The sequence below is a fragment of the Agrobacterium sp. 16-2014-1-2a genome, assembly GCF_053522705.1.
Genome location: NZ_JBNWBX010000014.1, coordinates 1 through 13,023, shown reverse-complemented (window position 1 = coordinate 13,023; position 13,023 = coordinate 1). Strand labels below are relative to the sequence as shown.

The 13,023-nt window shown below is 57.4% G+C and carries 24 protein-coding genes; all 24 read right to left on the bottom strand.

Annotated features, from left to right (window positions below; translation table 11 throughout):
* Nucleotides 1-73: 73 nt before the first annotated feature.
* Entirely contained in the window at nucleotides 74-664 is a 591-nt protein-coding gene (locus ACQZ45_RS26230; RefSeq protein ID WP_003516123.1) for an adenylate kinase, read from the bottom strand.
* A complete protein-coding gene (gene secY, locus ACQZ45_RS26225) occupies nucleotides 661-2,001 on the bottom strand; it encodes a preprotein translocase subunit SecY (RefSeq protein WP_003516124.1) in 1,341 nt (446 codons plus the stop codon). The genes ACQZ45_RS26230 and secY overlap by 4 nt, the downstream gene beginning before the upstream one ends.
* Nucleotides 2,002-2,334: 333 nt before the next feature.
* Nucleotides 2,335-2,814, bottom strand: a complete 480-nt coding sequence (rplO, locus tag ACQZ45_RS26220) for a 50S ribosomal protein L15 (RefSeq protein ID WP_003516125.1) — start codon at nucleotides 2,812-2,814, stop codon at nucleotides 2,335-2,337.
* Nucleotides 2,815-2,830: 16 nt separating this feature from the next.
* Nucleotides 2,831-3,037 (bottom strand): 50S ribosomal protein L30, encoded by a 207-nt coding sequence (rpmD, locus tag ACQZ45_RS26215; protein ID WP_003495212.1) that lies wholly within the window; start codon nucleotides 3,035-3,037, stop codon nucleotides 2,831-2,833.
* Between the two features lie 11 nt (nucleotides 3,038-3,048).
* Nucleotides 3,049-3,618: a 30S ribosomal protein S5 gene (gene rpsE, locus ACQZ45_RS26210; RefSeq protein ID WP_003516126.1), complete on the bottom strand. Its 570-nt coding sequence runs from the start codon at nucleotides 3,616-3,618 to the stop codon at nucleotides 3,049-3,051.
* Between the two features lie 218 nt (nucleotides 3,619-3,836).
* Nucleotides 3,837-4,199, bottom strand: coding sequence for a 50S ribosomal protein L18 (rplR, locus tag ACQZ45_RS26205; protein WP_003516127.1), 363 nt, complete (start codon nucleotides 4,197-4,199; stop codon nucleotides 3,837-3,839).
* 12 nt (nucleotides 4,200-4,211) lie between these two features.
* Nucleotides 4,212-4,745 carry a 50S ribosomal protein L6 gene (gene rplF / locus ACQZ45_RS26200; RefSeq protein ID WP_003516129.1) on the bottom strand — a complete coding sequence of 178 codons (534 nt, stop codon included), beginning with the start codon at nucleotides 4,743-4,745 and terminating at the stop codon, nucleotides 4,212-4,214.
* A 43-nt stretch (nucleotides 4,746-4,788) separates the two neighbouring features.
* Entirely contained in the window at nucleotides 4,789-5,187 is a 399-nt protein-coding gene (gene rpsH, locus ACQZ45_RS26195) for a 30S ribosomal protein S8 (RefSeq protein WP_003516131.1), read from the bottom strand.
* A gap of 12 nt (nucleotides 5,188-5,199) precedes the next feature.
* A complete protein-coding gene (gene rpsN / locus ACQZ45_RS26190) occupies nucleotides 5,200-5,505 on the bottom strand; it encodes a 30S ribosomal protein S14 (protein ID WP_003495202.1) in 306 nt (101 codons plus the stop codon).
* Between the two features lie 33 nt (nucleotides 5,506-5,538).
* Entirely contained in the window at nucleotides 5,539-6,093 is a 555-nt protein-coding gene (rplE, locus tag ACQZ45_RS26185; protein ID WP_003495201.1) for a 50S ribosomal protein L5, read from the bottom strand.
* Entirely contained in the window at nucleotides 6,086-6,394 is a 309-nt protein-coding gene (rplX, locus tag ACQZ45_RS26180; protein WP_003516133.1) for a 50S ribosomal protein L24, read from the bottom strand. The genes rplE and rplX overlap by 8 nt, the downstream gene beginning before the upstream one ends.
* Nucleotides 6,395-6,406: 12 nt before the next feature.
* Nucleotides 6,407-6,775, bottom strand: a complete 369-nt coding sequence (gene rplN, locus ACQZ45_RS26175) for a 50S ribosomal protein L14 (RefSeq protein ID WP_003495199.1) — start codon at nucleotides 6,773-6,775, stop codon at nucleotides 6,407-6,409.
* Between the two features lie 234 nt (nucleotides 6,776-7,009).
* The gene (rpsQ, locus tag ACQZ45_RS26170) at nucleotides 7,010-7,246 is read right to left on the bottom strand and encodes a 30S ribosomal protein S17 (protein WP_003495195.1); all 237 of its coding nucleotides are present in this window, start codon (nucleotides 7,244-7,246) and stop codon (nucleotides 7,010-7,012) included.
* An 11-nt stretch (nucleotides 7,247-7,257) separates the two neighbouring features.
* Entirely contained in the window at nucleotides 7,258-7,458 is a 201-nt protein-coding gene (rpmC, locus tag ACQZ45_RS26165; RefSeq protein WP_003495193.1) for a 50S ribosomal protein L29, read from the bottom strand.
* A 12-nt stretch (nucleotides 7,459-7,470) separates the two neighbouring features.
* Entirely contained in the window at nucleotides 7,471-7,884 is a 414-nt protein-coding gene (gene rplP / locus ACQZ45_RS26160; protein ID WP_003516136.1) for a 50S ribosomal protein L16, read from the bottom strand.
* A gap of 38 nt (nucleotides 7,885-7,922) precedes the next feature.
* Entirely contained in the window at nucleotides 7,923-8,654 is a 732-nt protein-coding gene (rpsC, locus tag ACQZ45_RS26155) for a 30S ribosomal protein S3 (RefSeq protein ID WP_003516138.1), read from the bottom strand.
* Nucleotides 8,654-9,043, bottom strand: a complete 390-nt coding sequence (gene rplV, locus ACQZ45_RS26150) for a 50S ribosomal protein L22 (RefSeq protein ID WP_003495184.1) — start codon at nucleotides 9,041-9,043, stop codon at nucleotides 8,654-8,656. Before rplV ends, rpsC begins: the two co-directional genes overlap by 1 nt.
* Before the next feature lie 2 nt (nucleotides 9,044-9,045).
* Entirely contained in the window at nucleotides 9,046-9,324 is a 279-nt protein-coding gene (rpsS, locus tag ACQZ45_RS26145) for a 30S ribosomal protein S19 (protein ID WP_003507772.1), read from the bottom strand.
* A gap of 15 nt (nucleotides 9,325-9,339) precedes the next feature.
* Nucleotides 9,340-10,176: a 50S ribosomal protein L2 gene (gene rplB / locus ACQZ45_RS26140; RefSeq protein WP_003516146.1), complete on the bottom strand. Its 837-nt coding sequence runs from the start codon at nucleotides 10,174-10,176 to the stop codon at nucleotides 9,340-9,342.
* A 43-nt stretch (nucleotides 10,177-10,219) separates the two neighbouring features.
* Nucleotides 10,220-10,513 carry a 50S ribosomal protein L23 gene (locus tag ACQZ45_RS26135; protein ID WP_003495178.1) on the bottom strand — a complete coding sequence of 98 codons (294 nt, stop codon included), beginning with the start codon at nucleotides 10,511-10,513 and terminating at the stop codon, nucleotides 10,220-10,222.
* Entirely contained in the window at nucleotides 10,510-11,130 is a 621-nt protein-coding gene (gene rplD / locus ACQZ45_RS26130) for a 50S ribosomal protein L4 (RefSeq protein ID WP_003516147.1), read from the bottom strand. The genes ACQZ45_RS26135 and rplD overlap by 4 nt, the downstream gene beginning before the upstream one ends.
* A 12-nt stretch (nucleotides 11,131-11,142) precedes the next feature.
* Entirely contained in the window at nucleotides 11,143-11,784 is a 642-nt protein-coding gene (gene rplC / locus ACQZ45_RS26125; protein ID WP_003516149.1) for a 50S ribosomal protein L3, read from the bottom strand.
* Nucleotides 11,785-11,950: 166 nt separating this feature from the next.
* A complete protein-coding gene (gene rpsJ, locus ACQZ45_RS26120) occupies nucleotides 11,951-12,259 on the bottom strand; it encodes a 30S ribosomal protein S10 (protein ID WP_003507767.1) in 309 nt (102 codons plus the stop codon).
* Nucleotides 12,260-12,572: 313 nt separating this feature from the next.
* The coding region (locus ACQZ45_RS26115; RefSeq protein WP_448742615.1) for an EF-Tu C-terminal domain-related protein at nucleotides 12,573-13,023 on the bottom strand (451 nt) is incomplete at its 5' end.

The window sequence follows — 13,023 nt, the reverse complement described above, 5'->3', positions numbered from 1 at the left end:
AGGATACGCCGTATCAGGAGCACAGGATTTGCCGGGAAAACCGCCTGCGGTTTTCACCATCCCGCTCCAACCATCAGGCCGAGGCCTTTTCCAGAACCCGTTCGATGGCCGCAGTCACGGCATCGACATCAGCCATGCCATCCAGTGTCACAAGTTCGCCCTGCTCGCTGTAATATTGCGACAGCGGCGCAGTCTTCTCGCGATACTCCGTCAACCGCTTGCGGAAGGCTTCCGGATTGTCGTCGGAACGAACCGTGCCACCGGCAGCGATGGTCTCTGCAACGCGATTTTCGATTCGGCGAATCAGCGCCTCCTCGTCCACCTTCAGTTCGATGACGGCATCGAGGGCGACGTTCTTCTTGTGCATGTTCTCGGCAAGCGCCTTGGCCTGCGGAACGGTGCGCGGATAGCCATCGAGAATGAAACCCTTGGCACAGTCCGGAGCTTCGATGCGTTCGGAAACGATCTGATTGACGATATCGTCGGAAACCAGCCCGCCGGCGTCCATGACGGCCTTGGCGCGCTTGCCTATTTCCGTGCCCGCGCTAACCGCAGCGCGAAGCATGTCACCGGTGGAAAGCTGCGGGATCCCGTACTTGTCAGTCAGGCGTTTGGCCTGGGTTCCCTTGCCCGCACCCGGCGGACCTAAAAATATCAGTCTCATCGTCCCCTCTTTCCTCCACGCAACTTCGACTTCTTGATCAGTCCTTCATACTGCTGCGCGATCAGGTGTCCCTGAATTTGCGCAACCGTGTCCAGAGTTACACTGACAACGATCAAAAGCGAAGTACCACCAAGGGCTAATGGAATGCCCGTACGTGCGATAAGTGTCTCAGGAAGGATACACACGAAGACAAGATAAACAGCGCCGACAACCGTGATACGGGTCAGAACGTAATCGATGTACTCCGCGGTGCGCTCGCCCGGACGAATGCCCGGAATGAAGCCGCCATGCTTCTTGAGGTTATCGGCCGTGTCCTTCGGATTGAAGACTATAGCCGTGTAGAAAAATGCAAAGAACGCGATGAGCAGGCCGTAGAGCGCCATGAACAGCGGCTGTCCATGCTGCAACGACGCGATGATCGAGGTTGCCCAGCCCGGCAGGTTGGTGTTTCCGGCAAAACCGGCAGCCGTCGCAGGCAGAAGCAGCAGCGAGGATGCGAAGATCGCGGGAATAACGCCAGCCGTGTTGAGCTTCAGCGGCAGATGCGAGGTATCGCCCTGGAACATCCGGTTGCCGACCTGGCGTTTCGGATATTGTATAAGCAGACGGCGCTGGGCGCGCTCCACGAAAACGATCAGCGCGATGACGCCGATTGCCACGATAACGACCATGAGGATGAGCGTCGTCGACAGCGCACCGGTGCGGCCGAGTTCCAGCGTGCCGGCAAGCGCCTTGGGCAGACCTGCCGCAATACCGGCAAAGATGATGAGCGAAATACCGTTGCCGATGCCGCGCGAGGTAATCTGTTCGCCAAGCCACATCAGGAACATCGTGCCGCCGAGCAGCGTGATGACGGTGGAAATACGGAAGAACAGGCCAGGATCGACAACGAGGCCGTTGCCGCTCTCAAGGCCGACAGCGATGCCGTAGGCCTGCAGGGTGCCAAGCAGTACCGTGCCGTAGCGCGTGTACTGGTTGATGATCTTGCGTCCGGCTTCGCCTTCCTTCTTCAACGCTTCGAGCGAAGGCACGACCGAGGTCATGAGCTGCACGATGATCGAAGCGGAGATGTAAGGCATGATGCCGAGGGCGAAGATCGCCATACGCTCGACTGCGCCACCCGCAAACATGTTGAAAAGACCGAGAATACCGTTGGCCTGGCCACGGAAGGCCTGCGCATAGGCTTCTGGGTTTAGACCCGGAAGCGGAATGTGGGTACCAAGACGGTAGACGAGAAGTGCGGCAAGAGTAAACCAGAGACGCTTTTTCAGATCCTCCGCCTTAGCGAAGGTCGAAAAATTCAGGTTCGAAGCCAGTTGTTCCGCTGCTGAAGCCATAAATTTCTCCGAATGACCCTTGCCGGCCAGCGAAACCGGCCAATGCGGAAAGGTCTAAAAATACCGGTTCAAAAACGGGCTTCGGACGAACACGGCGTTGCGCCGCCATCATGCCTCACCCTGTTTTTTTATGTCCTATCCCCTCCCTCAAGGAAGTTCAAGAACTGTGAGGCTCTCCCTGCGGCACTTTATGCCGCATGTGGCGCGCATAACAGCTGCACCGCGAAGAGTTTGCCGTGATGCCACAATAAATCGATTTAAATCGAGAGCACCATAAGCCAGGGAGCGCAAACGCCCGGAGCGACTATGCCCCGGGCGTCTGAAGTCTATATATTACTCGGAAGCTTCAGCTGCAACTGCGAGAAGCTTGATAGAGCTGCCAGCCTTCTCAATCTTTTCGAGTGCAGGCTTGGAAGCGCCGGCAACTTCAAAAGCAACCTTGCTCGTCAGTTCGCCGTCAGCGAGAATGCGAACGCCGTCCTTGGTGCGACGGATAACGCCAGCAGCCTTGAGAGCAGCAGCATCGATCGTTGCGGAAGCGTCGAGCTTCTTGGCGTCGATGGCGGTCTGAATGCGGCCGAGCGATACAACAGCAAATTCGGAAGCGAAAATGTTGTTGAAACCGCGCTTCGGAAGACGACGGTAGATTGGCATCTGACCGCCTTCAAAACCGTTGATGGCGACGCCCGAACGAGCCTTCTGACCCTTCACACCGCGACCACCGGTCTTGCCCTTGCCGGAACCGATACCGCGACCTACGCGGATACGGTCCTTGGTGGAGCCTTCGTTGTCTCTGATTTCATTGAGTTTCATGATAGGTTACTCCGTCTCACTTCTCGTCAACGACGCGAACGAGATGCTGGACCGCACGGATCATGCCGCGAACCGCAGGAGTATCTTCCAGGGTGCGCTGACGGTGCATCTTGTTGAGACCCAGACCGACCAGCGTCTGACGCTGGATTGCCGGGCGGCGGATAGGGCTGCCGATCTGTTCGACCGTAACAGTCTTTTTGGCTTCAGTAGTCTTCTTGGCCATGATCCAGCTCCTTATTCTTCAGAAGCGTTGCCGGAAGCGGCACGACGAGACTGAAGGGTCGCATACTTGAGACCACGCTGTGCAGCGATGTCCTTAGGATGAACCTGATGCTTCAGAGCGTCGAACGTTGCGCGAACCATGTTGTACGGGTTCGAAGAACCGGTCGACTTGGCAACAACGTCATGAACGCCCAGCGTTTCGAAAACAGCGCGCATCGGACCACCGGCGATGATACCGGTACCGGCCTTGGCCGAACGCAGCAGAACCTTGCCTGCGCCGTGACGGCCATTGACGTCGTGATGCAGCGTGCGGCCATCGCGCAGCGGAACGAAGATCAGATCGCGCTTTGCGCTCTCGGTTGCCTTACGGATGGCTTCCGGAACTTCGCGAGCCTTGCCGTGACCGAAGCCAACGCGGCCCTTCTGGTCGCCGACGACGACGAGAGCGGCGAAGCCAAAGCGACGGCCACCCTTAACAACCTTTGCAACGCGGTTGATCGCGACCAGCTTGTCGACGAATTCGCTATCGCGTTCTTCACGGTTCTGGCGGTCGTCGCGAGAACCTCTTTTTTCCTGTGCCATTGTCCTTGTCCTTTTTCTTTTACGGGTGGAACGGCAAACGAAAAGACCACCGGCCTCGATGAAGAGACCCGCATGGCCCGGTGAAATTCCGCCCAGATCGTTGTCAGGGCGGAAACTGCAGCGCCGCGTGTCGAAACCGACACGCAAAGGACGCTGCAGGATCTTGAGTGGTGCATGACCCTTTCTCTCGATTGCGAACAATCAAAAGGGTCAAGCACTCAGAAGTTCAGACCGCCTTCGCGGGCAGCTTCTGCCACAGCCTTGATACGGCCGTGATAGATGAATGCGCCACGGTCGAATACGACATCCTTGACGCCAGCCTTGACGCCACGCTCTGCAACCAGCTTGCCTACGACAGCTGCTGCTGCAACGTCGGCGCCGGTCTTGAGCGAGCCGCGCAGATCGGCTTCGAGCGTGGAGGCAGACGCAAGCGTCTTGCCAGCAACGTCATCGATGATCTGAGCGTAGATGTTCTTCGACGAGCGATGAACCGACAGGCGCGGGCGGCCATTGGCAACCGCCTTGATCTGGCGGCGCACACGGCTCGCGCGACGTGCAAGTGCTTCTTTCCTGCTAGCCATTTCGCGTGATCCTTACTTCTTCTTGCCTTCTTTGCGGACGATACGCTCTTCAGCGTACTTCACGCCCTTGCCCTTGTAGGGCTCGGGACCACGGTATTCGCGGATTTCCGCGGCAACCTGGCCAACCTGCTGCTTGTTGATGCCGGAAACGATGATTTCCGTCGGCTTCGGAACGGCAATGGTGATGCCGACCGGAGGCTCGTAAACTACATCGTGGCTGAAACCGAGAGCCAGCTGCAGGTTCTTGCCCTGCAGGGCGGCACGGTAACCGACGCCATTGATTTCGAGCTTGCGTTCGTAGCCGTCCTTAACACCCTTGAAGATGTTCTCGATCATCGTGCGGGACATGCCCCACTTGGAACGAGCTTCCTTGGTGTTGTTGGCCGGCGTTACGGAAACGCCATTATCTTCGAGTTTTAGCTGGATGTCGTCATTAGCGACGAAAAACAGTTCACCCTTCGGGCCCTTAGCAGTGACCTTCTGGCCGTCGACATTGGCCGTAACACCTGCTGGAACCTGAACGGGCTTTTTACCGATACGAGACATTGTTCAATCCTGTCTGTTCGTTATGGAGATCCGTGCTCGGGTCTTAGAAGACCGAGCAAAGAACCTCGCCACCAACGTTCTGTTCGCGAGCTTGGTGATCGGCCATCACGCCCTTCGGGGTCGAAAGGATGGTGATGCCGAGGCCGTTCGCGACCTGCGGAATGGACTTAACCGAGACATAAACTCGGCGGCCCGGCTTGGAAACGCGGCCGATCTCACGGATCACGGACGCGCCTTCGTAGTACTTCAGTTCGATCGTGAATTCGGCCTTGCCGTTTTCGAAATCGACCTTGGAATAACCGCGAATGTAGCCTTCAGCCTGCAGCACGTCGAGAACGCGTGCGCGGAGGCTGGAAGCAGGCGTGCTTACCGAAGACTTACGGCGAGCAGCACCATTGCGGATGCGGGTGAGCATATCACCCAAAGGATCAGTCATGGTCATGTGCCCGTCTCCTTACCAGCTCGACTTGACAATGCCCGGCACCTTGCCGGAATTGCCCAGCTCACGAAGCGCGATACGCGACATCTTGAGTTTGCGATAGAACGCGCGCGGACGGCCCGTTACTTCGCAGCGGTTGCGGATACGCGTCTTCGAGCCGTCACGCGGCAGCGAAGCGAGCTTCAGAGTGGCCTTGAACCGGTCTTCGATCGGAAGGGACTGGTTCATCACGATCGCCTTCAGTGCAGCCCGCTTGGTGGCCTGCTGGGCGACCGACTTGCGGCGGCGCTTGTTCTTTTCAACTGCGCTTGTTTTCGCCATATCGGAGTTCCTTTTCTACGCTCGTCGTTACGGTTAGTGACGGAACGGGAAGTTGAACTCTGTAAGCAGAGCCCGTGCTTCGTCGTCCGACGTCGCCGTCGTGCAAACGATGATGTCCATGCCCCACATCTGATCAACCTTATCGTAGTTGATCTCAGGGAACACAATGTGTTCCTTGATGCCCATGGCGAAGTTGCCACGGCCGTCAAAGCTCTTCGGGTTCAGACCCCGGAAGTCGCGAACGCGCGGCAGCGCGATGTTGACCAGGCGATCAAGGAATTCATACATGCGGGCGCCACGAAGGGTAACCTTCGCACCGATCGGCATGCCTTCGCGAACCTTGAAACCAGCGATCGAGTTGCGAGCGCGGGTAACAACCGGCTTCTGGCCGGCAATCGCAGCCAGGTCACCGGCAGCAATGGTTGGCTTCTTGGAGTCGGCAGTCGCCTCGCCAACACCCATGTTGATCACGATCTTTTCAAGCTTCGGGATCATCATCACGTTGGCGTAGGAGAACTTCTCCTGCATGGCGCCACGGATACGGGAAACGTACTCCGTCTTGAGACGCGGCTCGTACTTATCAGCCATCGATCACTTCTCCCGAACGCTTGGCCACGCGGACCTTCTTGCCGTCTACAACAGTAAAGCCAACGCGGGTCGGCTTGCCATCCTTATCGACGATGGCAATGTTGGAGATGTGCAAGGACGCTTCCTTGTTGATGATGCCAGCTTCCTGAGCCTGGGTCTGGCGCTGGTGACGCTTCACCATGTTAACGCCACGCACAACGGCCCGATCTTCCTTCGGCAAAACCTGGATTACTTCGCCGGTACGGCCCTTGTCCTTACCGGTCAATACGACAACGTTGTCGCCTTTACGAATTTTCTGCATCGCATACGCTCCTTACAGTACTTCCGGAGCCAGCGAGATGATCTTCATGTGGTTCTTGGCGCGAAGTTCGCGCGGAACCGGTCCGAAGATACGGGTGCCGATGGGCTCTTTCTTGTTGTCGATAAGAACGGCTGCGTTGTTATCGAAACGGATGACGCTGCCGTCAGCGCGACGGATGTCCTTGGCGGTGCGAACGACAACCGCCTTCATCACATCGCCCTTCTTGACGCGGCCGCGCGGAATAGCTTCCTTGATGGAAACGACAATAATGTCGCCAACAGAAGCATATTTGCGCTTCGAGCCGCCCAGCACCTTGATGCACATGACACGACGTGCGCCGGAATTATCCGCCACGTCGAGGTTTGTTTGCATCTGAATCATGTCAGGTCGCCTTCTTGTTGTTACCGGAACGGTTGGGCAAACTCTCCCGAGTGAGCCCCCTGCCCCAGCTTATGAATGTCTCTTTTTTTGCGCGGAAATGTCGTGACAGGGTGGTTTCCCGAAGGACCTTCCGTGCGCATCAAAGCAAAAGACGCTCGATTCACGAGCGTCCTTGCGGTGCTTCATACAGTATTTCGCGCCAAGTACAAGAGACCTGGCGCGATTCTGATGAAATTAAGCCTGGGCGGAAACGACCGTCCAGCGCTTGTCCTTGGAGATCGGTGCGCATTCCTCGATGGAAACGACATCGCCGACCTTATACTGATTGTTTTCGTCGTGTGCCTTGTACTTCTTCGAACGGCGAACGGTCTTCTGGAGCAGCGGGTGAGCGAATCGGCGCTCAACCCGGACTACAACAGTCTTCTCGTTCTTGTCGGACACTACGACGCCCTGCAGAATGCGTTTCGGCATATTATTTTTCCTTAGGCCTTGGCTTCTGCCGCCTTCTGGCGGGCAATGGTTTTAACGCGGGCGATGTCCTTGCGGACTTCGTTGATGCGCGAGGACTTCTCCAGCTGGCCAGTCGCCTTCTGGAAGCGCAGGTTGAACTGCTCCTTCTTCAGATCGGCGAGCTTGTCCTTGAGCTGGTCGGCGCTGAGGCCGCGAACTTCATCGGCTTTCATGTGCCTTGCTCCTTACTCTGCGATGCGCTGTACGAAGCGCGTCTTGACCGAGAGCTTGGCAGCGCCGAGACGAAGCGCCTCGCGGGCGATCTCCTCGGACACACCGTCGATCTCGAACATCATACGACCGGGCTTGACCTTGCATGCCCAGTATTCGACCGAACCCTTGCCCTTACCCATACGAACTTCGGTCGGCTTTGCCGTTACCGGAACGTCTGGGAATACGCGGATCCACACACGACCTGCGCGCTTCATGTAACGCGTGATCGCGCGGCGGGCCGCTTCGATCTCGCGTGCGTTCACGCGGTTCGGTTCCTGCGACTTCAAGCCGAATTCACCGAATGCCAGGTCAAAGCCGCCCTTGGCGACGCCCTTGATGCGTCCCTTGAACTGCTTGCGGTACTTAGTACGCTTTGGCTGCAACATTTTCTTACTTCTCCGAGCTTATCTTTCGCCAGCGTCAATCAAGCGTTTTCGCGACGACGATCGGGACGATCGCCACGCTCACGGCTTGCAGGGCCCTGAGCATCGCCTTCGAGACCACGACGCTCAGAAGCCATCGGATCGTGCTCAAGGATTTCGCCCTTGAAGATCCAGACCTTGATGCCGCAGATGCCGAACGCGGTTTCCGCTTCAGCTGTGCCGTAGTCGATGTCCGCACGCAGCGTGTGCAGCGGAACGCGTCCTTCACGGTACCATTCGGTACGAGCGATTTCGGCGCCACCGAGACGGCCACCGCAGGTGATCTTGATGCCTTCGGCGCCAAGACGCATTGCGGACTGAACCGAACGCTTCATCGCACGGCGGAAAGCCACGCGGCGCTCGAGCTGCTGGGCGATCGACTGAGCGACGAGAGTCGCGTCGATTTCCGGCTTGCGCACTTCAACGATGTTGAGGTGCGTTTCGGAGTTGGTCATCTCGGAAAGCTTCTTGCGAAGCTTCTCGATGTCCGCGCCCTTCTTGCCGATGATGAGACCCGGACGAGCCGAATGGATCGTAACGCGGCACTTCTTGTGCGGACGCTCGATGACCACCTTGGCGATACCGGCCTGCTTGAGTTCCTTGATCAGGTAAGCCCGGATCTTCAGGTCTTCATGCAGCAGCTTGCCGTATTCAGCGGTGTCAGCGTACCAGCGGCTATCCCAGGTACGGTTGATGCCGAGGCGGAAGCCGATCGGATTGATTTTCTGACCCATTATGCGGCCTCCCCTTTTTCCTCAACTTCACGAACAACGATCGTGAGGTGAGAGAACGGCTTTTCAATGCGGGATGCACGACCACGGCCACGAGCGTGGAAACGCTTCATGGTGATGGACTTGCCAACATAGGCCTCGGCGACGACGAGAGCGTCGACGTCGAGGTCATGGTTGTTTTCCGCATTGGCAATCGCAGATTCGAGCGTCTTCTTGACGGTCCCTGCGATGCGCTTGCGGGAGAATTCGAGCTCGGCGAGAGCGCGATCAACCTTCTTGCCACGGATAAGAGCGGCAACCAGGTTCAGTTTCTGGGGGCTGACGCGGAGCGTACGGGCAATGGCCTGAGCCTCATTGTCCTTCAGCCGGCGTTCGGTCTTAGCCTTCGCCATGATTACTTCCTCTTTGCCTTCTTGTCCGCGCCGTGACCGTAATAGGTACGGGTCGGAGAGAATTCACCGAACTTGTGTCCGACCATGTCTTCATTGACAGAGACGGGCACATGCTTGCTGCCGTTGTAGACGCCAAACGTCAATCCGACGAACTGCGGCAGGATCGTGGAGCGACGGCTCCAGATCTTGATTACTTCATTGCGTCCGCTTTCGCGCACCTTCTCAGCCTTAGTGAGAAGATAGCCGTCAACAAACGGACCTTTCCAAACTGAACGAGCCACTTGAGACTTCTCCTCTTACTTCTTGCGCTGATGGCGCGAACGCATGATGAACTTGTCGGTCGACTTGTTCGAACGGGTGCGCTTGCCCTTCGTGGGTTTACCCCACGGAGTAACCGGGTGACGACCACCCGACGTGCGACCTTCACCACCACCGTGCGGGTGGTCGACCGGGTTCATGACGACGCCGCGAACGTGCGGACGCTTGCCACGCCAACGCGAACGACCGGCCTTGCCGTCGTTGGTGTTGCCGTGATCGGAGTTCGAAACTGCGCCGATCGATGCGAGGCAGGAGCCGTGCACCAGACGCTGTTCGCCCGAGTTGAGACGCAGGATAGCCATACCGGCATCGCGGCCGACGAGCTGGACGTACGTACCGGCGGAGCGGGCAATCTGACCGCCTTTACCTGGCTTCATCTCGACGTTGTGGATGATCGAACCGACCGGAATGTACTGAAGCGGCATGGTGTTGCCGGGCTTCACGTCCACTGCCTTGTCGGAGGCGATCACCTTGTCACCGGCAGCGAGACGCTGTGGCGCGAGAATGTAAGCCTGTTCGCCGTCGGTATACGTAACCAGCGCGATGAACGCGGTGCGGTTGGGGTCGTATTCCAAACGTTCAACGGTGCCTTCAACGTCGAACTTGCGACGCTTGAAGTCCACCAGACGGTAGGTCCGCTTGTGACCACCACCCTGGAACCGGACGGTGATCCGGCCCTGGTTGTTGCGGCCACCCTTGGAGCTGAGGCCCTGGGTGAGAGCCTTTACCGGCTTGCCCTTGTAGAGCGAAGCGCGGTCCACGATAACCAGCTGACGCTGGCTTGGCGTGGTCGGATTGAAACTTTTCAATGCCATATTCTTGTTCCCTTTTGGGTCTTTGCCCGCTTGGGCCTAACCTTTAGAGTCCGGTGGACACGTCGATGGATTGACCTTCGGCGAGCGTAACGACGGCTTTCTTGACGTCTTTCAGCTTACCGGCGAACCCACGGAAACGACGGGTCTTACCCTTGCGGATAAGCGTGTTCACAGCCGTGACTTTGACGCCGAAGAGAGCTTCCACGGCAGCCTTGATTTCAGGCTTGGAAGCGCTTTTGGCGACGTTGAATACGACCTGGTTCTGTTCGGATACCAGCGTCGACTTTTCCGTGATCGAAGGAGATACGATCACATCGTAGTGGCGAAGATCCGTCATTTGAACCGCTCCTCCAGAGCCTCTACAGCAGCCTTGGAAAGCACGAGCTTACCACGACGCAGGATGTCGTAAACATTGATGCCCTGAACCGGCAGAACGTCCACATTCGGGATGTTCTGAGCTGCGAGCTTGAAGTTGCCATCAAGTTCTGCGCCACCGATAACGAGAGCGTTGGTCAGGCCAAGCGAAGCGAAGCTGCCCAGCAGAGCCTTGGTCTTTGCTTCGGACGCGACGAGCTGATCGACGATGATCAAATCTTCAGCCTTCAGCTTTGCAGACAGGGCGTGACGCAGAGCAAGCGCGCGAACCTTCTTGGGAAGGTCGTGTGCGTGGCTGCGAACGACCGGGCCGTGGGCCTTGCCGCCGCCGCGGAACTGCGGTGCGCGAGCCGAATGGTGACGAGCGCGGCCCGTACCCTTCTGCTTGTACATCTTCGCACCAGTACGGGAAACTTCCGCACGGGTCTTGGTCTTGTGCGTTCCCTGCTGCTTCTTTGCAAGCTGCCAGCGAACCATACGGGCCAGGATATCCTGACGGGGATCGAGGCCGAAAATCTCGTCCGACAGAGAAACCTTGCCGGCGTCTTTTCCCTCGAGGGTCTTGACGTTCAATTCCATGATAAGGCTCCCTTACTTCGCGGCCGACTTGACGGCGTCGCGGACGATGATCCAGGCGCCCTTGGAACCGGGAACTGCACCCTTAACGAGGATCAGGCCACGGTCTTCATCGGTCGAAACGACTTCGAGGTTCTGGGTCGTAACGCGCGTCTGGCCCATATGACCAGCCATGCGCTTGCCCTTCCACACGCGGCCCGGATCCTGGTTGTTACCAGTCGAACCGTGCGCACGGTGCGATACGGAGTTACCGTGCGAAGCGCGACCACCACCGAAGTTGTGACGCTTCATAGCACCGGCAAAACCCTTACCGATCGTGGTTCCCGTTACGTCGACCAGCTGGCCGGCCTGAAAATGAGTTGCGGTCAGTGTTGCACCGATATCGATCAGGTTCTCGGGGGAAACCCGGAACTCGACGAGCTTTGCTTTCGGTTCGACATTGGCAGCGGCAAAATGACCGCGAAGCGCCTTCGTCGTGTTTTTGACCTTGGACTGGCCGGCACCGAGCTGAACTGCGGTGTAGCCATTCTTGTCTTCCGTGCGCTGGGAAACGACTTGTACGTTATCCATCCGCAATACTGTTACTGGAATATGTTCACCAGCGTCGTTGTAGACGCGGGTCATACCCACTTTCTGTGCAATCACACCTGAACGCATTGGTTCATCCTCTTGCGAGCCTTGAAGGGAAAACCCTTTTTGGCCTTTGTTAAGGAGTGCCCTTCGACATCTCACGATGTTTCCGGTCTCCGGATTGGAAGCCGTTGGATTTCTCCACGTACCTTCCTTGTTATATGGCCCTCACTTGGATGAGGTCAGGCCAGTCTTAGAGCTTGATTTCAACGTCAACGCCGGCAGCCAGGTCAAGCTTCATCAGAGCATCGACGGTCTGCGGGGTGGGGTCAACGATATCGAGAAGACGCTTGTGCGTCCGCATTTCGAACTGTTCACGGCTCTTCTTATCAACGTGAGGAGAGCGGTTGACGGTAAACTTTTCGATGCGGGTGGGGAGCGGAACCGGGCCGCGAACGCTGGCGCCGGTGCGCTTTGCGGTCGACACGATTTCACGGGTAGAGGCATCGAGGATCCGGTGATCGAACGCCTTGAGGCGGATACGGATATTCTGGCCGTTCATTCGTCTTGTCCTTGTTCTTTGTTATTCGTTTCCGCACGCGGAAACACATGAACTTCTATTGATCGTGGCGCCGCAGATTTTCAAAAATCGAGAGGGATGCGCGTCGCACCCCAATCATTTCAGTAGTCTGTATTGCTAAAACACCGCGCTCCGCAATTGCTTGCGAATCCAGCGGGTGAGTGTGAATGCGCGTTTACGCGCTTTCACCGAATTTTTCAAGCACTAAAAATGCAACGCCGCCAGGCTTTTTTACTAAAAGCCCGGCGGCGGTGTGGGTTACACCGCCGCCGGTCTGAATTTCAACGTCGTGAAATTACTCGACGATAGAAGCGACGATGCCGGCGCCGACGGTACGGCCGCCTTCGCGGATAGCGAAGCGCAGCTTTTCTTCCATCGCGATCGGAACGATCAGCTCGACTTCAACAGTCACGTTGTCGCCAGGCATAACCATTTCCGTGCCTTCTGGAAGCGAAACGATACCGGTAACGTCAGTCGTACGGAAGTAGAACTGCGGACGGTAGTTCGTGAAGAACGGCGTATGACGGCCGCCTTCTTCCTTCGTCAGGATGTAGGCTTCTGCCATGAACTTCTTGTGCGGCTTGACCGAACCCGGCTTGCACAGGATCTGACCACGCTCAACGCCGTCACGGGTAACGCCGCGAACCAGAGCACCGATGTTGTCGCCAGCCTGGCCCTGGTCGAGCAGCTTGCGGAACATTTCAACGCCGGTAACCGTCGTCTTCGACGTCGGACGAATGCCGACG